The organism is Streptomyces sp. NPDC107581, from assembly GCF_055657175.1.
Window position 1 is genome coordinate 186419 of sequence record NZ_JBVKBH010000017.1, and the last position, 25137, is coordinate 211555.

At 69.8% G+C, this 25137-nt stretch carries 23 protein-coding genes and 4 pseudogenes; 11 read left to right on the plus strand and 16 right to left on the minus strand.

Going from position 1 to position 25137, the window contains the following annotated elements:
• Window positions 1–40 precede the first annotated feature (40 nt).
• Both ACZ7P3_RS34730 and ACZ7P3_RS34735 read right to left on the minus strand, forming a co-directional pair.
• The gene (locus ACZ7P3_RS34730) at window positions 41–964 is read right to left on the minus strand and encodes an endo-beta-N-acetylglucosaminidase H (protein WP_472087802.1); all 924 of its coding nucleotides are present in this window, start codon (window positions 962–964) and stop codon (window positions 41–43) included.
• A gap of 163 nt (window positions 965–1127) precedes the next feature.
• Window positions 1128–1532, minus strand: a pseudogene (locus tag ACZ7P3_RS34735) (TetR/AcrR family transcriptional regulator); the annotation flags it as partial.
• Window positions 1533–1819: 287 nt separating this feature from the next.
• On the opposite strand from ACZ7P3_RS34735, the pseudogene ACZ7P3_RS34740 reads away from it, so the two are divergent.
• Window positions 1820–2116 (plus strand): annotated as a pseudogene (locus tag ACZ7P3_RS34740) (FAD-dependent oxidoreductase); the annotation flags it as partial.
• Between the two features lie 276 nt (window positions 2117–2392).
• On the opposite strand, the gene ACZ7P3_RS34745 reads toward ACZ7P3_RS34740, so the two are convergent.
• Window positions 2393–3175 (minus strand): TIGR03084 family metal-binding protein, encoded by a 783-nt coding sequence (locus ACZ7P3_RS34745; RefSeq protein ID WP_472087803.1) that lies wholly within the window; start codon window positions 3173–3175, stop codon window positions 2393–2395.
• A 35-nt stretch (window positions 3176–3210) separates the two neighbouring features.
• On the opposite strand from ACZ7P3_RS34745, the gene ACZ7P3_RS34750 reads away from it, so the two are divergent.
• Window positions 3211–3381 carry a hypothetical protein gene (locus ACZ7P3_RS34750; RefSeq protein ID WP_472087804.1) on the plus strand — a complete coding sequence of 57 codons (171 nt, stop codon included), beginning with the start codon at window positions 3211–3213 and terminating at the stop codon, window positions 3379–3381.
• On the opposite strand, the gene ACZ7P3_RS34755 is transcribed toward ACZ7P3_RS34750, so the two are convergent.
• Together ACZ7P3_RS34755 and ACZ7P3_RS34760 are read right to left on the minus strand one after the other, a co-directional pair.
• Window positions 3374–3736: a hypothetical protein gene (locus ACZ7P3_RS34755; RefSeq protein WP_472087806.1), complete on the minus strand. Its 363-nt coding sequence runs from the start codon at window positions 3734–3736 to the stop codon at window positions 3374–3376. The two genes, ACZ7P3_RS34750 and ACZ7P3_RS34755, sit on opposite strands and share 8 nt — an antisense overlap.
• 5 nt (window positions 3737–3741) lie before the next feature.
• Window positions 3742–4365 (minus strand): RNA polymerase sigma factor, encoded by a 624-nt coding sequence (locus ACZ7P3_RS34760; protein WP_472087807.1) that lies wholly within the window; start codon window positions 4363–4365, stop codon window positions 3742–3744.
• 397 nt (window positions 4366–4762) lie between these two features.
• Here ACZ7P3_RS34760 and ACZ7P3_RS34765 point away from each other — a divergent pair.
• Window positions 4763–5170: pseudogene (locus tag ACZ7P3_RS34765) on the plus strand (transposase family protein); the annotation flags it as partial.
• A gap of 238 nt (window positions 5171–5408) precedes the next feature.
• Here the strand turns inward: ACZ7P3_RS34765 and ACZ7P3_RS34770 are convergent.
• On the minus strand, window positions 5409–6587 hold the full coding sequence (locus ACZ7P3_RS34770) for an acyl-CoA dehydrogenase family protein (protein ID WP_472087809.1): 1179 nt from the start codon (window positions 6585–6587) through the stop codon (window positions 5409–5411).
• An 83-nt stretch (window positions 6588–6670) separates the two neighbouring features.
• Complete coding sequence (locus ACZ7P3_RS34775; protein ID WP_472087810.1) at window positions 6671–7045, minus strand: four-helix bundle copper-binding protein; 375 nt, start codon at window positions 7043–7045, stop codon at window positions 6671–6673.
• Between the two features lie 146 nt (window positions 7046–7191).
• On the opposite strand from ACZ7P3_RS34775, the gene ACZ7P3_RS34780 reads away from it, so the two are divergent.
• The gene (locus ACZ7P3_RS34780; RefSeq protein WP_472087812.1) at window positions 7192–7557 is read left to right on the plus strand and encodes a DUF6479 family protein; all 366 of its coding nucleotides are present in this window, start codon (window positions 7192–7194) and stop codon (window positions 7555–7557) included.
• Between the two features lie 447 nt (window positions 7558–8004).
• Here the strand turns inward: ACZ7P3_RS34780 and ACZ7P3_RS34785 are convergent, their stop codons facing one another.
• On the minus strand, window positions 8005–8463 hold the full coding sequence (locus ACZ7P3_RS34785; RefSeq protein ID WP_472087813.1) for an RpiB/LacA/LacB family sugar-phosphate isomerase: 459 nt from the start codon (window positions 8461–8463) through the stop codon (window positions 8005–8007).
• A 119-nt stretch (window positions 8464–8582) separates the two neighbouring features.
• Here ACZ7P3_RS34785 and ACZ7P3_RS34790 point away from each other — a divergent pair, with 119 nt between their 5' ends.
• Window positions 8583–9263: a GlxA family transcriptional regulator gene (locus ACZ7P3_RS34790; RefSeq protein WP_472087815.1), complete on the plus strand. Its 681-nt coding sequence runs from the start codon at window positions 8583–8585 to the stop codon at window positions 9261–9263.
• Between the two features lie 69 nt (window positions 9264–9332).
• Here ACZ7P3_RS34790 and ACZ7P3_RS34795 read toward each other — a convergent pair whose 3' ends face one another.
• The 6 genes and pseudogenes from ACZ7P3_RS34795 to ACZ7P3_RS34820 form a co-directional block, all read right to left on the minus strand.
• On the minus strand, window positions 9333–9704 hold the full coding sequence (locus ACZ7P3_RS34795) for a MerR family transcriptional regulator (protein WP_472087876.1): 372 nt from the start codon (window positions 9702–9704) through the stop codon (window positions 9333–9335).
• A 26-nt stretch (window positions 9705–9730) separates the two neighbouring features.
• Window positions 9731–10498 carry an SDR family NAD(P)-dependent oxidoreductase gene (locus ACZ7P3_RS34800; protein WP_472087817.1) on the minus strand — a complete coding sequence of 256 codons (768 nt, stop codon included), beginning with the start codon at window positions 10496–10498 and terminating at the stop codon, window positions 9731–9733.
• Window positions 10499–10791: 293 nt separating this feature from the next.
• The gene (locus ACZ7P3_RS34805) at window positions 10792–11529 is read right to left on the minus strand and encodes a maleylpyruvate isomerase family mycothiol-dependent enzyme (protein WP_472087819.1); all 738 of its coding nucleotides are present in this window, start codon (window positions 11527–11529) and stop codon (window positions 10792–10794) included.
• Window positions 11530–11678: 149 nt separating this feature from the next.
• A pseudogene (locus ACZ7P3_RS34810) lies at window positions 11679–11888 on the minus strand (IS256 family transposase); the annotation flags it as partial.
• Between the two features lie 277 nt (window positions 11889–12165).
• A complete protein-coding gene (locus tag ACZ7P3_RS34815; RefSeq protein ID WP_472087821.1) occupies window positions 12166–14913 on the minus strand; it encodes a hypothetical protein in 2748 nt (915 codons plus the stop codon).
• A gap of 207 nt (window positions 14914–15120) precedes the next feature.
• Complete coding sequence (locus ACZ7P3_RS34820) at window positions 15121–16389, minus strand: serine hydrolase domain-containing protein (RefSeq protein WP_472087823.1); 1269 nt, start codon at window positions 16387–16389, stop codon at window positions 15121–15123.
• A gap of 240 nt (window positions 16390–16629) precedes the next feature.
• Here ACZ7P3_RS34820 and ACZ7P3_RS34825 point away from each other — a divergent pair, with 240 nt between their 5' ends.
• Genes ACZ7P3_RS34825 through ACZ7P3_RS34835 form a run of 3 tightly spaced genes read left to right on the plus strand, consistent with a single transcriptional unit; the run spans window position 16630 to window position 19711 of the window.
• A complete protein-coding gene (locus tag ACZ7P3_RS34825) occupies window positions 16630–17010 on the plus strand; it encodes a hypothetical protein (protein ID WP_472087824.1) in 381 nt (126 codons plus the stop codon).
• Window positions 17007–18872, plus strand: a complete 1866-nt coding sequence (locus ACZ7P3_RS34830) for a GMC family oxidoreductase (RefSeq protein ID WP_472087825.1) — start codon at window positions 17007–17009, stop codon at window positions 18870–18872. Before ACZ7P3_RS34825 ends, ACZ7P3_RS34830 begins: the two co-directional genes overlap by 4 nt.
• Complete coding sequence (locus ACZ7P3_RS34835) at window positions 18869–19711, plus strand: hypothetical protein (protein ID WP_472087826.1); 843 nt, start codon at window positions 18869–18871, stop codon at window positions 19709–19711. Before ACZ7P3_RS34830 ends, ACZ7P3_RS34835 begins: the two co-directional genes overlap by 4 nt.
• Window positions 19712–19849: 138 nt before the next feature.
• Here ACZ7P3_RS34835 and ACZ7P3_RS34840 read toward each other — a convergent pair whose 3' ends face one another.
• Window positions 19850–20539 (minus strand): class I SAM-dependent methyltransferase, encoded by a 690-nt coding sequence (locus ACZ7P3_RS34840; RefSeq protein ID WP_472087827.1) that lies wholly within the window; start codon window positions 20537–20539, stop codon window positions 19850–19852.
• A 428-nt stretch (window positions 20540–20967) separates the two neighbouring features.
• Here ACZ7P3_RS34840 and ACZ7P3_RS34845 point away from each other — a divergent pair, with 428 nt between their 5' ends.
• From ACZ7P3_RS34845 to ACZ7P3_RS34855, 3 genes are read left to right on the plus strand one after another with little or no spacing between them, the layout of a single operon-like run.
• Window positions 20968–22407 carry a hypothetical protein gene (locus ACZ7P3_RS34845; RefSeq protein ID WP_472087829.1) on the plus strand — a complete coding sequence of 480 codons (1440 nt, stop codon included), beginning with the start codon at window positions 20968–20970 and terminating at the stop codon, window positions 22405–22407.
• On the plus strand, window positions 22404–23555 hold the full coding sequence (locus ACZ7P3_RS34850; RefSeq protein WP_472087831.1) for an ARPP-2 domain-containing protein: 1152 nt from the start codon (window positions 22404–22406) through the stop codon (window positions 23553–23555). Before ACZ7P3_RS34845 ends, ACZ7P3_RS34850 begins: the two co-directional genes overlap by 4 nt.
• Window positions 23552–23833: a DUF6234 family protein gene (locus ACZ7P3_RS34855; protein ID WP_472087833.1), complete on the plus strand. Its 282-nt coding sequence runs from the start codon at window positions 23552–23554 to the stop codon at window positions 23831–23833. Before ACZ7P3_RS34850 ends, ACZ7P3_RS34855 begins: the two co-directional genes overlap by 4 nt.
• Before the next feature lie 261 nt (window positions 23834–24094).
• Here the strand turns inward: ACZ7P3_RS34855 and ACZ7P3_RS34860 are convergent, their stop codons facing one another.
• Window positions 24095–24856 carry an alpha/beta hydrolase gene (locus tag ACZ7P3_RS34860; protein ID WP_472087834.1) on the minus strand — a complete coding sequence of 254 codons (762 nt, stop codon included), beginning with the start codon at window positions 24854–24856 and terminating at the stop codon, window positions 24095–24097.
• Between the last annotated feature and the right edge of the window lie 281 nt (window positions 24857–25137).

Genomic DNA, 25137 nt, shown 5'->3' on the forward strand with positions numbered 1-25137 from the left:
TGCCCCGAGGGGACACCGGACGTCGTGGAAGGCGGTCGGCCTACGGCGTGTAGATCGCGTCACTGCCGTACAGCTCCCTGGTGAACGCGGAGACATCGGCGCTGCGATCGGTGCCGTCGAGGTTGTACGTCAGATAGACGCCATACCCCTCATCGACCGTGCGGCGGGCGAGGTCGGCGGCAGTGTTCTGCGAGGTCCCGCCGATCTCGACGGCCGCCGGCGACAGCTTCGACTTGGGCAGTGCGATGCCGGGAACCTGCCAGGTGCCGTAGTACGGGTTCCAGGCGTAGTCGAACTTGGACGAGACGTCGACGCCACCGTAGGACAGGCGCGACGCGGCCGGGCCGATGTTGTAGAGACTGATGATCTTGTCCGGCATGTCGACGCGCAGTGCCGACACCAGGTACACGAACGAGCTGTCGTTGGGCTGGCCGGTGCCGTTGTTGCCGTACTCGGCGTACTCGTCGTCGAAGTCGATGCCGTCGAGGCCGTACCTGGCCACGGTGTCCGACAGTTGTTTCGCGAAGGTCGAAGCCGCCTGCTGGGACGGGAAGTTGGCGAAGCCCGCGCCCTGGTGGTTGCCGAGCACCGAGAGGACGACCTTGATGCCCCTCTGCTGCAACGGCCGTATCTGCGTGGCGGCGTTGTCGAGGACGCGTTGCACGTTCTCGTTGAAGTACAGGGTCGCCGCCTTCGTGCCCGTGTCGTAGTTGATGTTCGCCGCGAAGATCACGGCGATGTCGAAGACGTTGCCGCCGCCGTCGGCGAGGGTGTACTTGCCGACGTTCAGCATGCTGTTGTTGTTCACCTCGACGTACGCCACCGAGGTCGGTCCTTGTTTCACGGGAGCGGGGGCGGGGGCCGCTGCCGCGCCGGTCGTGGCGGTCGCGCCGGAGGCGAGGGCCGTAGCGGCCGAGAGCGCGAGCACGGCTGCCCGTACCCTGCTCCGCACCAGAGTGAACATCGTTGATCGGTCTCCCATCGCATGGAGCAGCGCCCGACCTGTCCGCAAGCGCCGAGTGGGCCCCCGATCCTTCCGCTCCCGTGACCGAATCCCCAGAACCATGCGAGTACTCTTCACGACTCCCACGCACGTCGCGCCGCAATCCGACGCCTGGGCAAGGGAGTTACTGGAGCGCTACGCCGGGCGCGGCGGCTTCCCAGGCCGCCTCGATCATCCGGAAGACCTCGTCCACCGTGGCCCCGGGGTCGTCCGCCCGGCAGGCCAGCGCGTAGGCGTCGATGGCGAACCGTGCGGTCGCCCGGCAGGCCGTCGCACTCCGGGACAGGCGGGGATCGGCGGCCAGCGCCGCTGCCGGCGCCTGCGCGTGACGCAGGCTCATCGACTCCTCGTACTCCCGCAGGGCGGGTGATCCCTCGATCATGCATCGGACGGGGGCACTGCCCTCCGCCGTGCAGTGCCGCACCAGGGCCTGGACCTCGCGGTGCAGCGCCGGGATGAGCGGCTCGTGCGGAGGCCGGTCGGTCACCGCCCGCGTGAGGCGCTGCTCGAAGTCCTGGTCGCGCTCGAACCCCGGCGTCCCGCGCCGAACGGCCGGTCACCAGGACCTGTCCGGGCCATCACGTTCGAAGCCGGAGGGCCAGGGCTGCCGCGGCAGCCGTGCCGAGGAAGACATAGCCGCGCTTGTCGCATGAGCACGATCGATCCGGAAGCCGAGCTGACCGCCGCTCCGGGTGGGTGTAGGTAGTCCATCGGGGGCTGTCGGACCGATGCAGGCGGTCTGTCATCGGGGTCCGGCACCTTTCCGGAGACGGCCGCCGTAGATCACTGGACGGCCCCGATTCCGAAGGAGCCACCATGCACACGCCCGTCACGATCATCGGCGCCGGACTCGGCGGACTCACGCTGGCCCGCGTCCTGCACGTCCGAAGAATCCCGGTCACCGTCTATGAGGCCGACACCTCTCCGGCATCACGCACGCAGGGCGGGATGCTCGACATCCACGACTACAACGGGCAGCTCGCCCTCCAAGCGGCCGGCCTGATGGACGAGTTCCACACCATCGTCATCGAGGGCCGCCAGACGATGCGGCTCGTCGAGCACGACGGGACCGTCCTGCACGAGATGACCGACGACGGCACGGGCGGACGCCCACCAGGGGTGAGAACTGGGCGTCGGTCACGTCGCCAGCGTCGTTCTGCAGCACCGGAGCTGTGCCTTCGTCAGTCGCGTCGTCGATGCCCGGCCTGAAGCGGTACGCCCCTCAGAGCCTGTCGGGTGGCCGGTCGATTGCGCCGAGCATGGGCCGCTGACGACCTCGGAGTTGTCGCACTGGCACACACCAGGTGGTCATTCCGGGGCCGTCGCCGTGCCTGTAGGGCAGATCGCAACCGTCACGCGTCCTGCATGACCAGGCACTCCGACACGCTTTCAGAGGAAGACGCGCGCCGCTTCCAGCCACTTCTGAGCGTCCTCGCCTGTCGCCGTCATGTCGGTCTCGGACCAGGGACGGCGCCGGGTCACACACAGGCAGAAGTCGATGGCTCCGCCCTGTACCCGTTGCGCGGCAGCCTCGGGGCCCCACACCCAGGTCCGTCCGTCAGGTGCTGTCAGCTCGACGCGGAAGGGATCCGCCGGCTCAGGCAGTCCGGCGGCGGCGAAGGACAGCGCCCGTCCCAACACCCCCAGCGATGCCACGTGCTGCAGTCGATCCGTCGGACGGTGCGCCACGCCCACAGCATCGAAGACGTCCTGCCCGTGTGCCCAGGTTTCCATCAGACGAAGGGGCGCCATCAGGGCCGGGGTCACCTTCGACATGTACCAGGGAAATGCGTGGTCCCATGGCGTGTCGCGCAGTGCCGCCGCCAGTTCCGCTCGACCGGCCCGCCACTCGTCCAGGAGCACCGACCGCGGTTTGGCCGCTCCCGCGGCTGCGGCCTTGTCTGCGTACTCGCTGCCTTCGGCTTCCGCCCGCCCGAGTTCGGCGCCGAACGCGTCCGGAGTGCGTAAGGCGCTGAGTGCGTTCGCGTCCGCCCACGCGAGGTGGGCTATCTGGTGGGCGACCGTCCAGCCCGGTGCCGGTGTCGGTACGGACCAGTCGTCCACTGCCCTGACCAGGACGTCGAGCTCGTCGCCCTCAGCCACCAGCGCGGACAGGACACCGGCGTCATCCACATCGGGGACGGCGAGGTTGTAGTTCAGCATGGGCGCCATGGTGCCACTCCTTCCTGACCAACGGTGGAGACGAGATGTGCGGGCGGACTCCGGTGCGGCGATGCCTCGCGGGATACCTGATCACCGACGCGATTCTGGTGCGCATGCCCTACGCGGACGTCAGCGAGCAACCCTCGGGGGCGGCCCTCTGGCGGTCCCTCCTGGGCGACCATGCGCATACCCTCGGCGAGGACATCGTCAGTTGATATCGACTGTCGGCTCGTCCGTGGTCTTTGCCGCCGTGTGTGCCTTGGTGAGGGTGCAAACGCCGTCCACGCACTGGCGCTTCAGACGGCCGAGGGAGATGGTCTGTGCCAGGCCGACCATCCAGCAGGTGGGGCAGCCGCGGAAGGCAATCAGGGCCAACGGGGCCGCCAGCAGGGTGGCCGGCCCGGCGACGGGCACCAGGGCGATCGAACCGATGATCAGCCCGAAGCCGATGGCGCCGCGCGCCAGATGGCGCGGGACGGACTTGCTGGCGAAGTTCATCCCGGGCGCTGCGGCCTGGGCCTTCGCGCCCTGCGCGGGCTTCACTGTGTTCGTGACGTTCACGGTGTTCACGGTGTTCACGGTCGTGAGACTCCTCCGACTGGTTGGTCGATGGCTTGATCGCGCGCCTGATCGGCGGCTTGACCGAGTGGTTGGTCTGTCACTGCCAGAGAGTGACGCAGTGCTGCGCGTGCTCTGTACAGCCGCGACTTCATCGCGGCGTTGCTCAGACCGAGCGAATGGGCAACGGTCTTACCGGGCAGGCCCTGTACGTCCCGCATGATCAGAACCTGCCGCTGGTCATGGGGAAGGACGCTGACCGCAGCCGCGATCCGCTCCGCCTCCAGCCTGTGCAGCACCGCGTCCTCGGCGGACGGTTCCGCGGTCGCCTCCGGTTCGGCTGTCGCCTCTTCGCTCCGTGAGACGAGCAGCCGTACCTGCCGGAGGCATTCGTTGCGCACGATCCGGAACATCCATGAGGCAAGCGCGCCAGTGGCCCGCAAGGTGCCGATCTTCCGGTAGAGGATGATCAGCGCCTCCTGCGCCGCGTCCTCCGCATCCTGCGGTGATGCGCACAGCGACATGGCGAACCTGCGCACATGAGGTTGCGATTTCATGACGACGGTGGTGAGCGAAGTGACGTCGCCGTCCTGAGCGGCCTTGATCAGCCGCTCGTCCGGCCAAGTGAAGCGTTGGTTCATCTGGGACTCCTCCCCGGAAAGGCGCCCTACGGGCAGGTGCTGGTCAGCTTCGGCTCTTGTAGCGCCGCATCAGATGCCGGCTGCACGCACCCACGAGCAGGGCTCCGATCACTACGAGGCTGGTGACCATCATGGGTGGTTCCTCCCGGTTCTGTCGGCCCGTTCGGCCGGTACACAGACAAGAGGCGGGGAGATCCGAAAAGGATTCACCTCCGGCCGGAGTCTCTTTTGAAACCCGCTCCCACAGCCACGGCACGCGAGGCGCAGCGGCCGGGAGACGACGCGCGCGCCGCGGCACGTCGTCGAGCCGGCCGCTCAGCGGCACAGCCGGGAGCGACTGGCGGATGCGGACGGGGCCGGCCCCGGTGTCCGCGGACGGGGCGCCCAAGATCATTCCGTGACGAATGAGCCGGACGCCCTGCTGACCGACCTGTACGTGAAGATCGCCGACGAGATCGGAGGTACCCGATGGCTGGGCCGTCCGACCCGGCTGACCGACTCCGGGCCGGCCTGCCTCGCCGTCGCCCAGGCGCTGCCGGGGTTCACGTCCGGGTCCCGCTCGCTGCGGTTCGTACACTCCCGACTGCGAGCGATGTTCCCGTACGTTCCGAAGCAGCCGGGCTGGAACAGGCGGCTTCGGGCCGCGTTGCCGCTGGTCCAGCACACGCTAGTCATGCTGGCGCCTGATAGCGACTTCTGGTTCGACAACCACTGGATCGTCGACTCCACGCCGTTCGAGTGCGGATGCTCGCGTCCGACGGCGAAACGGTCGGGCATGGCCGGCTGGGCCGGTTACGGATGGTGTACGCCCACGGGCAACCTCGGACGCGGCGCCAACGGAGAGCTCGCGGCTCGACAGGCAGTAAGTTCTCAAGCTTGGACTGAAGCCGCTCTCGCTGCGGAGTCGGAGCCGATGGCGTTCCAGTGCTCGTGGCGGAGTGCCGACTGCCATGTCACGGCTCAGCCGCCATCTCGATCTCACCGAGTCGCGGCGGCAACCATCCTTCTTTGGTGCCAACCATGAATCTTCGTCACACGGTCCCTCAGCGCCGTACCCGGGGCATTCCCAGGCCGATCCACGAGATGATCTCCCGCTGGATCTCGTTGTTGCCGCCGCCGAAGGTGAAGATGACCGCCGAGCGGTAGCCGCGTTCCAGCTCACCGTGCAGGACGGCGCCCGCCGAGCCCTCCTTCAACGGTCCGGCGGCGGCGACGGTCTCCATGAGCCAGGCGTAGGCGTCCCGGCGGGCCTCGGAGCCGTAGACCTTGACGGCGGAGGCGTCCTGCGGGGTGAGCGTGCCCTCCTGGACGGCCGTGACCATCTGCCAGTTGAGGAGCTTCATCGCGTCGAGCCGGGTGTGGGTGCGGGCGAGCAGGCGGCGCACCCAGGGGAGGTCGATCACCCTGCGGCCGTCGGCCAGCTTGGTCTCCATCGCCCAGCGCTGTACGTCGTGCAGGGCGCGGATCGCCATGGTGCCGTGGGCGGCGAGGGTGACGCGTTCGTGGTTGAGCTGGTTGGTGATCAGCCGCCAGCCCTGGTTCTCCTCGCCCACGCGCCGGAAGACGGGGACGCGGATGTCCTCGTAGTAGCTGGCCGTGGTGTCGTGCGAGGCGAGCGTGTTGATGACGGTGCAGGAGTAGCCCGGGTCGGCGGTGGGCACCAGGAGCATCGTGATGCCCTTGTGCGGCGGGGCGTCCGGGTCGGTGCGGACGGCGAGCCACACCCAGTCGGCGGTGTCGCCGTTGGTGGTCCAGATCTTCTGCCCATTGACGACGTACTGGTCACCGTCGCGTACGGCCCGTGTCCTGAGCGCCGCGAGATCCGTGCCGGCGTCGGGCTCGCTGTAGCCGATCGCGAAGTCGATCTCGCCGGAGAGGATGCGGGGCAGGAAGTACGACTTCTGCTCCTCGGTGCCGAACCGCATGATCGTCGGACCGACCGTGTTCAGCGCCATCAGGGGCAGCGGTACGCCCGCCTGCGCGGCCTCGTCGAAGAAGATGAACTGCTCCATCGCCGTCATCCCGCGCCCGCCGTACTCCTTCGGCCAGCCCACGCCGAGCCAGCCGTCCACGCCGAGGCGCCGGATGGTCTCGCGGTAGAACCGCTTCTGTGCGGCCGGGTCGGTGTACCGGGCGTAGGCGCCCGCCGGCACCAGCTCCGCGAAGTAGGTGCGCAGCTCGCTGCGCAGTCGCTGCTGCTCGGGCGTGTGGTCGAGGTGCACGGCGCCTCCAGGGTCCCCAAGGGCGGTCCTGACGGCGCACACCGTAGAACGTGTTCCAGAAATTGGGAATGGCGTGTCGCCGCTCAGTTCAGGCTCGCCATGAAGTCCGTGCACGCTCCGGCGCAGGCCCGGCAGGCCCCCACGGCCGATTCGGCGCCGGACTGCTCGTCGAAGGCGTGCGCACACTCCAGGCAGACCGAGCGGCACCACTGCAGCTGGAGCCTGATGCCCTCCTCGTCCTGACGGTTCTGCTCGGACAGCATGCGGCAGGTCGTTTCGCACACCTCGGCACACATGATGCCCAGCCTGCGGACGCGGTCCCGGTGCTCGGTTCCGTCCGGATCCAGGAGCCCCGCACGCACCGCACACGCTCTGGAGCACTCCGTGCACGCCTGGGCACACAGGAAACGCTCCTCCAGGAACCGGTAGAGCTGCTGCTGCGAAGTCGGAGGTGTCACGGCGCCCGGGTAGCCGGGAAGAGGGCGAGGCAAACACCCGCCGAAGGGCACCGAGGCGCCGCTGGCAGAGGCGTGTCGCCGTGCGTGGACCTGCAGTGACACAAGGTGTCCGGTTCGTCCGGTTCTGGGTGGGGTATTCCTGTGCTATGAGTACCGCACAGATGCAGCTGGCCGCGGCAAGCGGCCTGATGAGCCTCGTGCTCTTCGTGGTGGCCGCGGGCGTCCTGGCGCTGCTCGCCGGCGGCTTCTGGATGAACTCCCGCGTCAAGTACCGCGAGCCCCCTCGACCGCGCCCCGAGGAGCAGCCGCACCTGCCCCCGGAGGGCGCGGTGCGCGAGATCATGGAGAACAGGGAACCCGACGAGGTTCCGCAGGTCCCCAAGGGCGGTCGCGCGCTCACCCCGTACGAACTGACCAACATGCACACCAGGCCGAGCGCCACGAAGGACCGCCCGCGCTGGAGCAGAGGGTCGAGCGGCTCGTTCGGCGGAGGCGGGCTGGGCGCCCACTGAACCCGACCGAACACGGGACACGACCCGACACGGGACACGACCCGTCACCGGACGCCCTGCAGCGCCGGCCCCGGACACGTCCCAGGACCAACCGACGCATCGGGCAGCACCGCAAACGGCATCGAGGGAACGACCGGCTCCGGGCCACACGGGGCTGCCCGTAAGTCCCCGGCCGAGCTTCGTCAGGTTCTGGCCCTCATGAGTTGACTGCCCGAGCCACACGGGCCGACGAGCCGCATGCTCGAACGAAACCGAGCCTCGCCGGTCCACGCCTGCTGCGCTCACCGAAGGGGCGGTCGGCACGATCGGAACCGACCACGGACCGAGTCCACCCGCGAACGGCGTGACGGCAGCGCACCGGCACCTGCCCGTGCATCAGCACCTGCACCGCCTGCGGCCGGCCGGGCTGCCTCCGGCGACCTGCGGAGACACAACCCTGCCGAAGCGCTACTCCGAGTCCGTCCTGGCGGCGTCGAGGTGGCCGATGCGAGCCATGTTCAGCACGTCGTCGGGGTCCTCGCTGGGCTCGGCCGCGAACCACGCGTCGAGGATCTCCGTCAGCACCGGTACGGAGGTCAGCCGCAGGCTGAGGGCGAGGACGTTGGCGTCGTTCCACCGCCGCGCTCCCTCGGCGGTGGCGGCATCGGTGCACAGCGCCGCACGGACGCCCGGCACCTTGTTCGCTGCGATGGAGGCACCGGTACCGGTCCAGCAGCACACGACCCCCTGGTCCGCCGTGCCGTTCGCGACGTCGCGGGCGGCAGCTTCCGAGCAGACCGCCCACTGCTGGTCGGCACCAGGGCGCAGCGCGCCGTGCGCACGCACCTCGTGGCCGCGCCGGCACAGCTCCTCGACGAGGAGGCGGGCTACGGGTTCGTCCATGTCGGAAGAGACGGAGATCTTCATCCGCGGCTCCATCCTCCCCAGGTCAGTGAACCTCGACGGCTCGGTGACAGCAATGGTGGACATCGGTTTCGTCGGCCCTCAGCAGTGACCCGATTCTATCCAACGCCCCACGCTGTGCTGTGCCTGGAGGGCAGCGTATCCAAGGGCTGTCCCGTACCGAGGGCTGTCCCTCAGGGCTCCTCGACGGCCGTACCGCCACCACCCACTGGGCCCTGGCCGAGGAACTGCAACGCGCATTCCCTGCGGTGCGCGTGAACGCGGACCGGCTGTTCGCCGAGGAGGGACAGATCGTCACCGGTGCGGGCTCGGCCCCCGGGATCGACCTGTGCCTGCACCTGATCAGCTCCGACTACGGCGCGGCCGTGGCCAACGCGGCGGCCCGCGCCGCCGTCGTCACCCCCGTGCGCCACGGCGGGCAGGCGCAGTTCGTGCGGACCCCGCTGCCGGCCGAGACCGACTCCTCCTTGGACGCGGCCCGCATCTGGGCGCTGCAACACCTGGACCAGCCGATCTCCCTGCACGACCTGGCCGGTCAGGCCAAGGTCAGTGTGCGGACCCTGACCCGCCGCTTCACGGCCGAGACCGGTGTGACCCCGTTCCAGTGGCTGCTCCAGCAGCGGCTGCTGCGGGCCCGTGAGTTGCCGGAATCCACCAACCTCACCGTCGACCACGTGGCAGCCCGCAGCGGCCTCGGCTCCGGCGAGTCGCTCCGCCAGCACCTGAGCTGCCAGATCGGCATGACCCCGGCTGCCTACCGAGGCGCCTTCACTCACCGCCCGAGGGCGAAGACCGGGCAGTGACCGCGCTTGACTCGGCCGGGACATGGCGCTTCACAGGCGCCCCGTGCCGCACCGGCAAGGGTCATCCGGTCAGGCCACCGGGCGGATCCGATCGCCGGTCTTCTCCCGGAGTGCGGCCTCCAGCCGGTCGCGGGCCTCGGTTTGGGCGGCGATCCGTTCGTTGAGGACCGCCAGCCGTTCCAGCGCGACCCGCAGCCCCTTCTCCGAAGGCGGTGCGGCAGCCACATCGCCGTCCAGGCACGGCAGGAACGCGCGCACGTCGTCCAGGGTGAGACCGGAAGCCAGCAAGTAGCGGATGTTGCGGACCCGCACCACGGCGTACTCGTCGTAGATGCGGTAGCCGTTGCAGGCCCGTTCGGAGGAGATCAGCCCGGCCTGCTCGTAGTGCCGCAGCGCACGCGCGGTCGTCCCGGTTGCCCTGGCCAGCTCACCGATGCGCACCCGTCCCACCTCCCGAGCCACTCCTATCACGCCACGACCGCTCCGCCGTCGACGGGGAGCACCACTCCGGTGACGAACGACGCAGCCGGTGCGGCAAGCTGGGTGATCGCCCAGGCCACCTCCTCGGGGCGGCCGGTCCGAGCCAGCGGGGTGTGTGCCAGCTGCCACTCTCGCACTGCGGCCATCCGCTCCGGCGTCAGGCCCTGGTGTTCGCCGATGGGGGTGTCGACCGCGCCGGGGGCGACCGCCACCACCCGGATCCCACGGGGTGCCAGCTCGACCGCCCAACTGCGGGTCAGCAGTTCCAGGGCGGTCTTGGTCGCGGCGTAGACCGAGCTGCCGGGCCAAGCCCGCTGCCCCACCGACGTACTGACATTGACGATCACTCCGCCCGATGTCTCCAGGAACGGCAGGGCAGCCTGCGCCAGCAGGATCGGGGCGACGAGGTTGGTGGCAAGCTGAGCCGAGATCATATTCGGTGTCAGCGTGCCGAGGGCGCCGCTGCGCACGATGCCGGCGTTGTTGACCAGCACGTCCAGTCGGCCATGTGTCTCCAGCACGGCTTGGATGATTCGCTCGGGCTCACCGTCGGCGGTGATGTCGGCGGCCAGAGGTGTGATCCGGTCGTGCCCGGCAGCGGTCTCCTCGAGCGGTTCGGTGCGCCGTCCGATCGCGACCACGTGGGCGCCCTCGGCGGCGAAGGCGCGGGCGGTGGCCCGACCGATCCCGGTGCCGGCCCCGGTGGTGACAACGACCCTGCTGCTCTGCGGTGCGGTGCTGTTCATGCCGGTCATCGTTCAACCCTGCCGCCAGCGGCAAGGTCAAGCAGCGGTCTTCATGCGATCAGCGGTCAACGGCTCGCGGAGGACGAAGCGTTCGGACCTTGGCGTATGGGGCGGACTCCAACTCCCTTCGGAGCATGGTGATCTCGTCGTGTTGAGCTGCGAAGCGGGAAAGGGCCGTGGCCTGGAACTCCTTCAGCGCGTCCACTTCAGTGTTCTTCCTGCCGAGGCGCTCGCGCAGAGCGGCGACCTCGGCCTTGAGAGGTGCGATCCGAGGAAGGCGCTCCGCGGCCCGAGGCCGTCGATCAGTAGAGAAACGGTGGGGTGGGTAGCTCCGAAGCTCCGTTGACGACAAGGTCGGGGCCTTGGGCGCGTCCCATCAACCAGGCCAGGAGTGAGGTCTGTGGGCCGTGGATGATCGGCGCCGGTCGTGCGGTGCCGATGTCGTAGCTGATCTCGGAATCGGTGGTGTGCAGCCGCATCGCAGGAGCGTCGCCGCGAGCGCCGAAGGACGCCACTACCCGGCCCAGCATGTCCCGGACGAAGCCGGTTGGCCACTGGGCAGGCGTGTAGCCGGCGTTCAGGTCGACGTGATGAATCAGCACCTCGCACAACCGGGAGTCGGCGGCACGCACGGCGGCTCGCTCCTGGCCGCGAGTCCAGCGAACCATCCGGTTCCACGCCTCGGGCGGCATCTTGCGGTACTCCATGGCGAACCGGGCGGCGGCACTGCGCAGGTCGGCCACGAGTTCGGCGGTACTACGGCCCGCCCCTGCCTCGATCTGCTCGTCCCGGGCGGCCGGACTCGGATACTCCGGCGTCTCCACTCCGGTCCGGGCCCAGATCAGCAGGTTCCGGCCGCCGTCGGCATTACGGGCCAGGTGGGTCAGCACGTGCCCGCGTGACCAGGCCGGCAACAGGGAAGGCGCGCGCACGTCGGCGTCAGTGAACCGGGCCGCCGTCTCCATGAGGTGCTCGGTCGCGGCATTGATCTGATCGAGGGTGGTCGCGGGGTCGAAGCCCGTGTGGTCATCAGCCGTCATACTGCCTCCTGGATTCGTTCGACGAGCCGACCGCGTTCGAAGCGGGCTCCCGCGCGGGCTTGATCGCTGCCTCGGCGCGGTCGCGGTCCTCGGCGTTGTGGATGTCCTGGATGGCCCTCTTCGCGCCCGGCTGCGGGCTTCGGCATCGAGTCGACCACGCCGGCCGCGGTGGCGACCTGCCAGGGCCGGTCATAGCCGTTGCGGACCACCAGGTGGCGCCCCGTGCCGTCACGCTCATCGACCAACTCGGCTATATACGCGTTGACTTCGGCCTCCAGCGCGGCGGCCGGCATCCGCCGGGCACCCTCCCGAACAATCCACGGCACAACCTGCACACACCGACATCGTCGTGTCGCCATGGAACCGACACCGTCGTATCGCCATGGATGTGCCCCGAGACAGGGTCGGCGTCCCGTGCGGCTGTGGCGGGAGCAGCTTCGCCTCCCGCGAACGGGTCGGCCGTCGAGGCGAAGGGGCCCTACGGCTCAAGGAACGGGTATGTGTGTTCCCCGCCCGGCGGCACCGGTGGCTCGGTGAGCTCGATGGCCGCGGCGGGACCTGACAGCACACCTCCGGCTCACTCGGAGATCTCGCTGTCGGGTCCCCCTGCGCGTGTCGTACCGCAACCGCCGGCCGTCAGGCTGACCCGTCGTCCATGCCGCGCAAGGACAGCAGGACAGGGAGCATGAAGGCGTACTCGGACAGCTTCGCGTTCGGCGGGTAGCCCAGGCCCTCCCGTTGCGGAGGGGTCCGCTGGGGGTCCGACTCCGATGGGGCTTCGCCGCCGCCGGACGCGGTGTCCGGAATATCGGCCCCCTGCGCGGAGATCGGCAGGAAGTAGACGTCCTCCGACCGGAAGACCGACTGCAGCCGTTCGATCAGGCGGGCACGCACCAGGTCCGAGAGCGAACGCACATCGGCATCGGACGCCCCGTCCCCGAGGGCCTCACCGATGGTTCCCAGTGCGGCTCGCGCCTGGTCGGAAATGCTGCGGACCAACTCGAGCTGTCGCTGGATCGTCTGCCTCGCCATGGGGCCGCCCACCTCGCCCTGGCCGCTGCTGCCGAGCCATCCGTAGCCGGCCGTCGACCGGTACCACTCGATGGCCCCGCTCGGCGATTCGGAGACCTGCGACTCGGGACCGTTCGCGGAGGGCGACAGGATCTGCTGGCCGATCAGCCAGTCGTAGAACTCGGTGAGGAACTTGATGCGGCTCTCGTACGGATCCTCGTCGCCGGCGACCGAGGCGACGTAAAGGTCCGTCTTGGGGATGATGCAGATGAAATTCGGTCCTCCTGTACGCAGATCGTCCCCGCGAATCTCACGCAGGTCGGAGATCATGCGTTCCAGCAGGTCGAGCTGGCTCACCCGTGCGCGGCTGCGCCGAGCGGTGCCCGGTGTCACGTCATTGCGGTCCGGGGCGGATCCGTTGTCCTGGCCGGAAAGCCGGTTCCGCATGACGATGTCGGCGTTGCGCAGGAGCGCCGCCCAGCTCTTGCGGGCGGGAGAATTCGCCAGCTGGCGCTGCACGGCCTGCTCGATGGACAGATCGAAGAGGAACACCACCGTCTCGGCGTGTTTGAGGACGCCCAGCACGATGGGATCGGCCCCCTCGCCCCTGACGCTTCGGGACGTCACTTCACCGGGGACGTCGGTGAAAACGAAGTTCGCGCCGCGAGTGGGGTCGACCGTTGATTCCACACGTAATTGAATACTGTTGCGCGAACCTGCGGGAGTGGGATCGGGCAGGGCACCGTTCCAGTAACGGTCGACGTAATTGTCGTACTCGCGCAAGTCCTTGTCCGACTGGAATCCGACGGTCGCGCCCAGGGCCTGGGCGTTGTTGTAGAACTGCAGGAGCCCCGTCAGCATGAGCGTGGACTTGCTGGTTCCGGGGCTGCCGATGAACACGACCGGGTGCGTCTCGTCGGATTTCGGGTACCAGCCGCAGTAGTCGGGTTCATCAGGCGCATAGCGCCGGTCTGCCAGGATCTGTTCGCGTGCGTGCTCCGCGGAGCGTCCGGAAGGGCCGCGGCACACGAACGTGAACACCTTGTGGGTGTCGTCCCCCAGCTGCCGTACGAGTTCCCCGATGAGACGGGCCTGCTGGTCCTGCGTCAGCGGTGCGGGATCGGCGGTGAGTCCCTCGCCCAGCAGGAGGTTCTTGTACTCGTCGGAGAGCCGGAGTCCGGTGAGATCGGTGATCGCCGCGGACTCGAGCAGATGGGGCAGGAGTTTCGGCGCCACCACGACGCGCCGGGGCAGGGTGAAGGGCACGTAATGCTCCACCAGGCCGGGAAACTCCTTGGGGACCAATTCCGAGGCATGGCCGAGGAGTACCACCAGGACCAGCCGCGCCCGCCTGATCTCGTCCAGCAGTGCGCGGCGCCTGTCGGCGTACTGAGGCCCCAGCAACGCGGTGAGGAGACCGGGGTCGTCCAGCACGGTCTCCAGCAGGTCGAGGTAGTGTGCCAGGCTCGGCGCCACTTCCGGCTGCGCGGCCAGGGACGCGAGCCCGGACTTGCCGAGGGCCTCCCGGCCGGCCTGGAGGCCGGAGCCGACGGTGTCGCTGAGCCAGCGTCGAACGTGCGGCTGGTCGAAGACGAGCGACATGATGTGGCCTGCCATGCGCATCGGTTCGAAACCGCCGAGCACGACGCACAAGGCGGCCTCGAAGGGCTTCTCCGCCGTGGTCTCCCGGGGCGGGGCAGCCGCCGTCCCCCGTTCCCCGGGGAGCCTTCGGGAAACGGCCTGCCGGGCGGGCCTCGTGTCCGCGCGGGGCGCGGTACCCGCAGCCTGCGCTTCGGCGAGCACGGCCTCCAGGTCCGCGTGAGGCAGCAGGTCTTGATGTACGAGACGGTAGAACGCGTAGTGGTCGAACCTGTTCCACCAGTACTCGCGGACCTCGTCCGCGCCCCTTGTGCTGTAAATTCCCCGTACAAACTCGGACGGGCCAAGACCGTCGCGCTCGGCATGGGCGTAGGGGGCCGCATCGCTCCGGGTCGAACTCGGGATGTTCCGCGCCTGGGCCTCGCTCTCGAAGTAGGCGAGAAAGGACGCGTAATGGCGTATCGCCTCGTTGAATTCCTTACGGGCGTTGACCGTGAGGTTGAGTTCGAAGGATCCGGGATTCGTCAGACTCATCGGTACACCGCAGGCCGGGCAGACAAACTCCCGAGCGCCTCCGGGCACGATGGTCCCCAGGAAATCAGCAGTGGTGTTTCTCGGCATGGTGCTCCCCCCCACGACGTGCCTGCGTGAACGCATCCCGATTTCGAGCACCGCAGGCGGCGTATCGTCCGGCGCGAGTATGGCAGTCATGGATCGGACACGGACCATGTGTTCCTTTGACTCGGGACACAATGACTTCTGTCGCTCATGCATGTGTCGTAGTGCCCACCCCCGCACCGCTACGAGTCGAACCCGGTTGCCGCGGCGCCGAATTGCCTCACTCGCGAAGTGCCTCCGATCATGGTGTGCGGTCTCGGACCGCGGTATGTGCGAGATGCGCGATCCCTCGGCGTCCTCCCAACGGCTTCGCACACACGGAAGCGGACGGAGAGCCGCGGTCGCCCGCCCCACGCCGGCGCTTCAGCGCCGTCCCGCGCACAACGCGTGGTCGGTGAGGTTCTGCACCGCCTTGTCGAGCCGGTCCTCGTCGACGAGCGCGGTAGTGGACGTCACCGACACGGTCACCGCCCGTCGGCCGTCCGCGCCGACCGCCGGCCGTCCGTACACGCCAAAGCCGTCACCCTCGTGCATGTAGGAGACGCCCCCACAGGTCAGGGGCACGACCCGCAGTCCGAGCCCGTATCCGCCCCGCTTGCCCGCGGGCGGTACCGGCAGGTCGTCGTAGGGGACCGTCTCCCGCATCAGCGCCCACTGCGTGGCGGGCAGCAGTCGCCCGGCTGCCAGGGCGCGGAAGAACGTGTCGAGGTCCGACGGGGTGCTCACCACTCCGGAGTCCGCGGTGTGCTGGTAGCTCTCCTCGGTGAGGTCCGCGGGTTCACCCCCGGGCCCGTCGATGGTCACCCGCTCGTGCGGGCCGATCAGATACGGGTTCTCACCGGGGATGTAGGTGTGCCGCAGCCCGAGCGGTGCGATGATCCGGTGCTCCACCAGTTCCCGCCAGCCTGCGCCGCCCGCCTTCTCCGCGATCATCGCCGCCAACAGGTAGTTGGTGTTCGAGTACGCCCAGCGGCGCGGCGCACCGTGCGACGGCGGGGCGAAGACCGGGGCGTGTCGCATGGCGATCGCGACGAGCTCGGACGGCGGGGTGGAGTCGTACCGGTTCTCGTCGAAGTGGTTCTGCAGCCTGTCCTGTACGCCGGGGTCGGTGATGTAGTCGTAGATCCCGCTGGTGTGCTGGAGCAGGTCGCGTACGGTGATCCGCGAGCCGTCGTTGCCGTTTCCGCGCACCACCCCGGGCAGCCACCGCTCCACCGTGTCGTCCAGTGAGAGCCGGCCCTCAGCCGCCAGTTGCAGCACCACCACCGCCGTGAACGTCTTGCTGGTGCTCGCCACCCGGAACTCCGGGTCCCACGGCACGGGCGCGGTCGAGCCCACGCCCGCAGTCCCGTACCGCGCCCGCAGCACAGCGCCGCCCGGCCCGTCCACCCGGGCCACCACGTTGACATCGCCGCCGCCGGCGGCCCGGACCGCGGCCAGATCCCGCCTCAACTCCCCCGCCGAGTAGCCGCCGCCCACCGCGCGCGCCCCGCTGCCCGCCCCGTGCACCCCGTGCACCCCGTGCACCCCGTGCACCCCGTGCACCCCGTGCACCCCGGCGGGCGCCTCCCCCGCCCCGCACGCCACGAGTGCCGCCATGCACGCCACGACCGCCGTACGCTTCCCCGCCACGCTGTCACCTCTGTGATCGACCCGACCCGCTCCTGACCCGTGTCAGTAAACTCGCCGCCGCTCCTCCGATCGATGGAGCTACCACCCGGGCGCCAGGTGGGGCCGGCCCCCAGCGTGGACCCGTGGGACCGACGGGGTGTGCGACACCGAGCGCCGGTGCACACCCCTGCGCCGCCTGCACCGTTTCGTCCATGATCGGGCCTGGGTAGAGTCGGCCCGGGGACTACGGAGGAGAGTGGCATGGGTCACGAACAGCCGGTCGGTACAAGCGACTTCGTCAAGTTATCCGCGCAGCTGACGGGCTTCGACGCCGGTCGGCTGCATGCCACGGGTCTGGCCGGTGAGTACCGCGACACGGTGGTCGCCCAAGTGGGTTCCGCCCGGCTCCGGCTCCTCGTCGCGGCCGGAGGACAGCGGGAAAGCACCCTCGACGAGGCGCCGCACGGTGCATCACGGGAGCTGGCCCGGTCGATCGCGTATCTCTGGTACACGGGAAGCTGGCCGGGGCCGCCCGGCGGCGAGGCGTTCGTGGTCTCGGCGCAGGCGTACGTCCAGGGGCTGGTCTGGGCCGCGTTCGGCGGCCGGGCCCCCGGCACCGCCCCCGCGGTGGCCGGCCGGTGAGCGTGGACCGGACATCGCAGCATTACGACGTCATCGTGGTGGGTGCCGGTATCGCCGGCTCGCTGGTCGCCAAGCGGCTGGGTGAGCACGGGCACCGGGTGCTGGTCCTGGAGGCCGGGGTCGGCGCCGCGGAGCCGGCGGGCGGACACCGCGACGCCCTGCGGGCCTACTACACCGCGGCCGGGAAGGGGCCCAGTGCCCCCTACGCCCCGAACGCCGCGGCGCCCTGGCCGGAGGTCTCCGATCTCGCCGGCCTGGAGGGCGGCGGCTTCCGTGCCGACGGCTACTTCCGCCAGACCGGACCGCTGCCGTACGCCAGCGGATACCTCCGGGTCAACGGTGGCACCGGCAATGTGTGGACGGGGCTGACGCCGCGCATGCATCCGGAGGACTTCCGCACCGCCACGCTCTTCGGCTACGGCCGCGACTGGCCAATCGGCTACGACGACCTGGAGCCCCACTACCGCGACGCCGAGCGCGAGATAGGCGTCGCGGCCGACGCCGACGAGCAGCGCGTCCGGGTGGGCCTGCCGCTGCCGGAGGGCTACGTATTTCCCATGCGGGCCATCCCGCCGTCCCGCCTGGACCGGACCGCGGCCGCCCGGCTGAACGGCCGCAGCATCCCGGACCCGGCCACCGGCGAACCCGTGGAGCTGCAGGTGTGCGCCACTCCGCAGGGCCGCAACGGCGAGCCTCATCCCGGCTATGACAGCGGTACGGGCTACCGTCTGGTCGGCGTCGACGGCCGGCCCGATGCGCACAGCCGCTGCACCGGCAGCGCCAGCTGCATCCCCATCTGCCCCACCGGGGCCAAGTACACGCCGCTGAAGACCCAGGGCCAGTGGAGCCCGCGCGTGACCCTGCTGGACAGGGCCGTGGTGAGCCGGGTGCTGGTGGCCGGCAGCGGCCGGGCCCGCGGGGTCGAGTACCTGCGCTACGGGGACACCGGCACCCCGGTCACCCGGCACACCGCCGACGCGCACGTCGTGGTGCTGGCCGCGCACGCCGTGGAGAACGCCAAGCTGCTGCTCCACTCCGGTCTGGCCGACCGGAGCGGACAGCTCGGCCACAACCTGATGGACCACCCGGTGCTGCTGACCTGGGGCCTGATGCCCGGCCCCGTCAGCCCCTACCGCGACCCCGGATCCACCTCCGGGCTGGAGGGCTTCCGCTTCGGTCCGGCCCGGAGCCACCGCGCGCCCTTCCGCATCGAGATCGGCAACTGGGGCTGGGTGTGGGCCAAGGGGCCGGTGGACGGGGACGTGGCCGAGCTGCTCGACGCGGGCCTGCTCGGCGACGGACTGCGCGAGGCCGTCGCGGACCGCATCGGACGGCAGTTCGCGCTGCAGTTCGAGATGGAGCAGGGGGCCGACCCCGCCAACCGGATCACGCTCGACCACGACCGCACCGACCCGCTGGGCCTGCCCCGCCCTGCCGTCCACTACGACCTCTGCGACCACGTCAAGGACGGCATGGCGGCCGCCAAGCAGGTCTCCGACCGCATCTTCGCCCTGCTCGGCGCAGAGGACCACACCGACTACTCTCCGGGCCCGGCGTGGCCCGGCCACTTCGAGCACCGGGGCCGCTCCTACGCCTTCCGTGGCGCCGGCCACGCTGCCGGCACCCACATCATGGGCACCACTCCCGCCGACTCCGTGGTCGACCCGTGGCAGCGCTGCTGGGAGCATCCCGGCCTGTACGCGGTGGGGTGCGGCAGCCTGCCCACCGTCGCCACCTCCAACCCCACCCTCACCATGGCGGCTCTCGCCCTGCGCAGCGCCGACCACATCGCAGCCGAACTCACCGGACACGACCGCCTCGCCGCCTTCCCCGCCCCTGCTGCCTCCGGAGACATCGCGTGAGCCCGCACCCCCTGCCTCCCGTCCCCGACCCGTACCAGCTTCCCTTCCACTACGGGGCCCTGCACCAGATCGGTCTGGACTTCCTCGTCGAGCCGGGCCCGGCACGCGAGCTCCTGAAGCGGCACCACCCGGCGCTCTCTGCCGCGGAGTTCGCCGGAAAGGCGCTGCTGTCGGTGAACTACCAGCTGTACTTCGCCCAGTACCCCGGCGGCGGCGGTATCACCGAGGAGGTGGAGGTCAACGTCGTCGCGCACCCCACGGCCGCCGCGGACCGGCTGCCGGAGCTGAGCTACGAGCAGTACGCCCTCGGCTGGGACCAGACCAGGCAGCTGGGCATCGCCCGTCTCCACGTCCTGTGCGACAACCCCCTGGCCATCGGTGCCGGACGCGCCCTGTTCGCCGAGCCCAAGTACCCGGGCTGGTTCGAGACGGCCTTGCCGTCACTCAACGGCCCGGCGAGCGAGACATGGTCGGTGACCTGCCGGAGGGCGGAAGAGGACGGCAACGGCAGCCTGCGCCGCCTGGACCACGCCCTGTTCTCCTTCACCGCCGACCTGGCCGACCTGCCCGTCACCACCGCCAACAACACCCCGGTCACCGGCTACGGCACCGACGGGCAGGGACGTGCCCTGGCCGGCCCCATGAACCTGTACCAGCCCTACCACCTGCGCACCTTGTCCACCGCCACCGCCGAGCGCATCAGCCTGACCGTCCACGATCCCGCGTCCGAGGTCTGTCAGGACCTCGCCGGCCTGCTCGGCGACGCTCCGGCCACAGGCGCCTGGACCTTCCAGTCGCCTCCGGTGGCCGCCCACAACCGGGCCTACTACCTCCCCTGAAACAAGCTCCCCGCCGTGCCGCCTCGCCTCACCTCGCCGACCACGGTGTTCGGACCGTCCTGCCGCTCCGCCCCGTTGTCGTCGAGTCCACTCGGTTCCGGTTCACTCGGTTCCGGGCCTGCTGCGAGCGGCGCGGCCTCAGCGCAGCCGACGCACGCGCAGCACCAGGTCGTCGGTGTGGTGTGCGCCGGCACCGCCGTCGGGCACCCTGCGTGGCCGCTGCTCGTCCACCTCGATCTCCCAGTCGTCGTTGAGCCGGGCCGCGACCATCGAGGGCCAGACGTAGTCGGCCGGGTCGAAGCCGCTGTCGTGCGCCTGCTGGGTGTGCATCCCCGCGTGGTGTACGAGCAGCAGCACGCCGCCGGGCGCGACGGCCGCGAGCAGCGCTCGCTCGGCCGCGGCGTCGGGGGTGCGCAGCAGGGCCGGGTACTGCGCGGAGACCAGGTCGAAGGAGGAGGGCGCAAGCGCCGCCTCCGTCAGTGCCGCGTGTACCCAGCGAATGGCGAGGCCGGCGTCCCGTGCGTGTTCGGCCGCCCGCTCCAGCGCCACACCTGAGACCTCGAGCGCGGTCACGTCCCAGCCGCCACGCGCGAGCCAGACGGCGTCCGCGCCCTCGCCGCAGCCGACGTCGAGCACGCGCCCCGGAGCGAGTCCGGCGACCTCGTCCACGAGGGCACCGTTGGGCCGGCCGCTCCACAGCTGTTGCCGGTCGGCGTACCGCTTGTCCCACTCCGCCCGTACTGCGGGGTCTCCGACGTAGCCCTCATTTCCGTCGGGAGGCGAGGGGGCGTCGGACGTCGGCGATCCTGCTGCGATGTTGTCGGTCACGGGCCCACCGTCGCCCATCGCGTCCCGGTCGGGCCACTCCTGTTGCCGGTCCGGCAAAACGCCGCCAGGGCTCCGGGTCCGCCAGGGCTTGATCGGCGAGATCGACGAACTCATCGAGGATCGACCCGGCTGCGGAGGGCTCAACGTGGCCCAGATGTATGCCCGGCCGGCCCTCGATCTCCGCACCGGCTCACACCGCGTTCCAGAATGCGAGGCCGGTCTGCGGCTGCACCGAGTTCTTGACGCGGTCAGGCTCACGCCGGCGTCCTGCCGTCGCGGAAAGTGAGTAGAGGGCGTGTGGCCGGCTCTGTTACGGTCCGGTGGCCGGCCGCGGGACTCCGGTGCGACTTCCGGAACCTGCCTGTAAAGCAATGATTCGCAGCTCGTGCCCCCATTCCCCGGCCGGCATCCACACCTTTGGGGAATGAATGGATTCGTACGAGGACCTCCTCGCAGCCGACGACGTACTGCTCTTCGTCAACGCAGCGATCACCTCCACCGGCCAGCGCGAATTCCACAGTCACGCGGGCGAGCAGCAGCTGTCCTTGGACTTTCTCCACGCATACATGCTGGGGAACTACCGTGACCTGTACGCCAGGGTCCTTGCGCTCGACATCAACGACCACAACGCAGTCCTCATCATCCGACGGCTGCTGGCGACTGCCGGTGAGGCCACTGCCGACCAGCGTCGCAGCGAGGGCCGTCTGATCGCGTCCCGTCTGGCCACGCTGCCGCCACAACGCGTGTACGGGCTGTTCGCCGCCCTGCGCCGGGCCGGAGTGAACAACCGTCGCAGCCGCGCGATCATGCGTGACTGGCTGTCCGCCCGCCCGGACCTCGCGTTCGATGCCGTGAAGTACCGCAGCGGCCTCAAGCGTGCCCTTCGCCACGCACACCTGGCCCCGGCCTCCGAGGAGCTGGGGACGTTCGTGTTCGCGCCGCTGACCCGCAAGCACTATGCGACGCCGCTCCTGGAGACGTGGCGCCGCGCGCACTACGAGCAGGCCGCCCTGTATGAGCTGCCCTATACGGCTGCCGAGGGCTTCGCCGCCAAGCACGCCATCCCCCGGGACGCGTTCCTGGAGCGCATGGCCCCACGGATGACACGCCTGGAGAGCCTGCGGCTGCAGGATTCCGCGCACAGGACCGGGGCCACAGGGGTACGGGCGGACCTGTCCGGGATGCCGCTGACCCGGTTGGCGACCTATGTGCTTTCGCTGCCGGTCGAGGACCGCCTGCGCCGACGTGCCGAGCTGACCGACGCCCTGGAATCGGCCGCCGCCCGGGTGGCCGGCTCCCACCGCGGGACCTGGGGCAAGGTCACCGCCGTCCTGGACGACAGCTTTTCCACCTTCGGTTCGGTTCACAAGCGTCGTCGACCGCTCGCCGTGGCCCTGGCCTGCCACTATCTGCTCGCGGCCCTGGCCGCCGACTACACCGGCCTGTGGACGTCCGGGCGGACCGACGCGCTGCTCACCCATCCGTACGGGCCGACGCCGCTGGGCCGGCGGATCCTCGACGCGCTGGACACCGCCCCGTCCAGGCTGGTGATCGTCTCCGATGGATGGGACAACGCGCCTCCGGGCATGGCCGGCGAGGTGCTGCGCATCTGGCGGACCCGTCTCGACCCCGAGCGTGCCACCGGCATCGTGCATCTCAACCCCGTTTACGACGCGGCCGACTTCGACGTGCGCCGGCTGTCCGCGACGGTGCCCACCGCGGGTGTCCGTGACGCCGAAGATCTGCCCGCACTGGTGGAGCTCGCCCAGTTCGCGGAGGGCCGGACCGGCCTGGCCGAACTGATCACCTACATGGACACCCGAGCGGCACGCATGCTGAGCGGCCACGACCGGGAGCGCGCACGATGACCACACTGGACCTGACCGGCCTGGCCACCCGCCCCTCGCAGGTCTGGGGTGCCGTCCGCCTGGTGCCGCTCGTGCGTGACGAACCCGTCGACGATCTCCGTCTGCGCCCGCAGCTCTACAGCGACGCGACAGGTCTGGTCGAGGTCGGTCCGCGCCATGCCTACATCTCCTACATCCCGCACGGATTCGTCGCCACGTGGACGAGTGACGGCACGCCGGCGGCCGCCTACGGCACCCAGATGTCCGCCGACGGCAGCTCGGCTCCCACCGCGACGATGGGCCTGCGCATCCACCGCAGAATGGCACGGCGTCAGGCCAAGGACCGGCTGCGGTTCCTCCCCATGCACCTGGCGCTGGAAGGCTACCTGGCACTGCACTTCGGCGGCCCCTCGATCGCCTGGGAGGAGTGGTCGCAACGCGCGATCCGCCAAGGGCTGTCCCCGCGCGTCGAGGAAGCCTATGCAGGTGCCGAAGTACGCGGACTCGCCGACGCGCTGCGCACCTTCGAGATCCACCCCGGCCAGTGCGGCGTGATGCTCTACGTCGCCGACACACTCGCGGCCGCGTTCGCGGTGCCGCATCCCGACGACTACCGCGCACTCCACCCGACGCTCCTGCAGGACCTGTACGGCGAACTGATCCACCACTACGCCGTGTTGATGCCGCCGGTGCAGGACTTCCGGGCCCGCATCCCTGACGCGCAGATCCGCTCCCTGGCCCACCTGCGTACGGCCGTTGCCGAGCAGGAGCACGCCTGGACGCATTTCCACGACTCGACCATGGCGACCGGCCTGCGGGAGCACGCGTACACCTGGCAGTCGGTCCACCGGATGGGGCGCTTCACCCTCTCCCGCTTCCTGCCGTCCTTCCGTCTCAAGCAGGAGAACCACATCGGTGAGGCCATCACCGACGACAGGGGCAGGATCACCTACCTCAAGACATTTCGCCTGTCGGAGAACCAGGTCCGTCGCGGTCACCTTCTCAGCAGGCTTGCCGCCAACGACTGGCACCTGGCGGACACCGCATCCGACCTCGGCGTCGATGTGGCCCAGCTCGGCCTGCGACTGGAGTCCGCCGGCTTCGGTTTCCTGCTCCGCCAGGACATCCTGGACGGATACCGCAAGCAGGGACGGACCCGGACCGGATGAGCACGGCGCGATCAGCTTGTCCGGCCGGTCACCTGACAGAGGTAAACAGAGGTAAGTACAGAGGTAAGTGGAGACTGCGGTCCCGCCTGTCCGCCGAGGGCGCCGAGGGTTACAGAGGCGCCACCTCCACCCTGCCTGTGTTCCGTGCCCGCTGGACGGTGATCGCACACCTGCTGGTGGCCCTCCTGGCATGCGGATCACTGACGACCGCGCACCGCGAGTGGAATCACAGCCACACCCCGCCATCCGGATGCGTCCGCTACAGCGCGAACTGCTGAGACAGCCGGGCGCGGATCGTACGACGCTGTCGCCTGTCACCTGTCGCCGAGGCATTGCGGAACCACTGCACCTGCGACGTGCTCCCTGCATCCGTTCCGGCCCATCCCCGGGCGTGCCCGTGCGCGGCGGAGCAGACCAGGTGGACGGCAACCGGGGGTTCGATACGCCCTGCGGCTACCGCCTGATCTCCCGGTGTCCATACGACCGGCGCTGATCACCAGCGCCCGCTGCCGTCTCCGCACCGGCCTCGACCAGCGAGATCACGGTCGACGGCTGGGGTGCCGAGCAGTGGTTCCAGCGGCGCGGGCCAGTACGCCGGCGGTCCTCGACCCCGCCTCGACGGCATGGTCCGTGGTGCTGGGCAGACAGCGGCCGCGCTGAGGGACGAACTCGGTCATGATGACGCCGGCATGATCCGTCGCGACCTCGTCGAGCGACGCCGGCCAGCCCTGTTCCTCCAGAGCCGTGTGCAGCTCGCGCGAACGCCGGATGTCCACCACCGGATCGGCGGTGCCGTGCACCAGCCACACCGGTATGGGCGGCGGCAGGCTGCCTCCCCGGCGGAGGTCGTCGATCGGGACGGTGCCGGTGGTCGGTGCCGCCGTCCCGTACCCACCGGCGATGCCCACGACGGCTTGCGGCCTCCAGTCGCCGAACGCACCGGGGTTCAGGGCGACACCCACCGCGGCCTTCCCGCCCAGCGACCAACCGGCGAGCACGATCCGCTCGGGGTCCCCGCCGAAGTCGCCCACGTTCCGACCCACGAAGTCGGCCGACTCGCTCAAGTGCGTCCGTCCGCCGTCCGGCGCGTCGGGTCGCCAGTCCGGCACCGCGACGACGACGCCCAGCTCCGCCGCAGCGCGGGCGACCGTCGCGAGGACGTCGCGTTCGTCGGGGCCCCGACCGTGCCAGAGCAGTACCGCAGGCAAGGGCTCCGACACACCCGTAGGCCGATAGACGTCCATGGCCTTGCCACTGGCCCCGTACCTGAGCCCCGCCCTGACGACAACCTCTGTGGCCACCGCGACACCTCCGACTGATCACACCACGAACCACGTCACGCTACCGACGCGGGTCAACTCGCCTGACTCCAGGTCAACTGGTTGAAATGACGACTGACTCAGCCTCCGGTCGCGCAGCGGGCGGAGCCTCGAGAGCCGTGCCCTCCCGCGACCTGGGACGAGAGGGAATCACCGCATGCAACCCCCCATCCGCAAAGCTGCGGCTACGGGTATGAATACCGTGATTTCACGGATACCCCGGCGGCGCCGCAGGGGCAGGCTGAGGCTCATCGCCAAAGCCC

What these genes read in the sequence shown, in the direction of transcription:
- ACZ7P3_RS34730 (WP_472087802.1), bottom strand. Translation starts at nt 964, where the DNA reads ATGTTCACTCTGGTGCGGAGCAGGGTACGGGCAGCCGTGCTCGCGCTC.
- ACZ7P3_RS34745 (WP_472087803.1), bottom strand. Translation starts at nt 3,175, where the DNA reads ATGGCGCCCATGCTGAACTACAACCTCGCCGTCCCCGATGTGGATGAC.
- ACZ7P3_RS34750 (WP_472087804.1), top strand. Translation starts at nt 3,211, where the DNA reads ATGTGCGGGCGGACTCCGGTGCGGCGATGCCTCGCGGGATACCTGATC.
- ACZ7P3_RS34760 (WP_472087807.1), bottom strand. Translation starts at nt 4,365, where the DNA reads ATGAACCAACGCTTCACTTGGCCGGACGAGCGGCTGATCAAGGCCGCT.
- ACZ7P3_RS34780 (WP_472087812.1), top strand. Translation starts at nt 7,192, where the DNA reads ATGAGTACCGCACAGATGCAGCTGGCCGCGGCAAGCGGCCTGATGAGC.
- ACZ7P3_RS34785 (WP_472087813.1), bottom strand. Translation starts at nt 8,463, where the DNA reads ATGAAGATCTCCGTCTCTTCCGACATGGACGAACCCGTAGCCCGCCTC.
- ACZ7P3_RS34800 (WP_472087817.1), bottom strand. Translation starts at nt 10,498, where the DNA reads ATGACCGGCATGAACAGCACCGCACCGCAGAGCAGCAGGGTCGTTGTC.
- ACZ7P3_RS34805 (WP_472087819.1), bottom strand. Translation starts at nt 11,529, where the DNA reads ATGACGGCTGATGACCACACGGGCTTCGACCCCGCGACCACCCTCGAT.
- ACZ7P3_RS34815 (WP_472087821.1), bottom strand. Translation starts at nt 14,913, where the DNA reads ATGCATGAGCGACAGAAGTCATTGTGTCCCGAGTCAAAGGAACACATG.
- ACZ7P3_RS34825 (WP_472087824.1), top strand. Translation starts at nt 16,630, where the DNA reads ATGGGTCACGAACAGCCGGTCGGTACAAGCGACTTCGTCAAGTTATCC.
- ACZ7P3_RS34845 (WP_472087829.1), top strand. Translation starts at nt 20,968, where the DNA reads ATGGATTCGTACGAGGACCTCCTCGCAGCCGACGACGTACTGCTCTTC.
- ACZ7P3_RS34850 (WP_472087831.1), top strand. Translation starts at nt 22,404, where the DNA reads ATGACCACACTGGACCTGACCGGCCTGGCCACCCGCCCCTCGCAGGTC.
- ACZ7P3_RS34855 (WP_472087833.1), top strand. Translation starts at nt 23,552, where the DNA reads ATGAGCACGGCGCGATCAGCTTGTCCGGCCGGTCACCTGACAGAGGTA.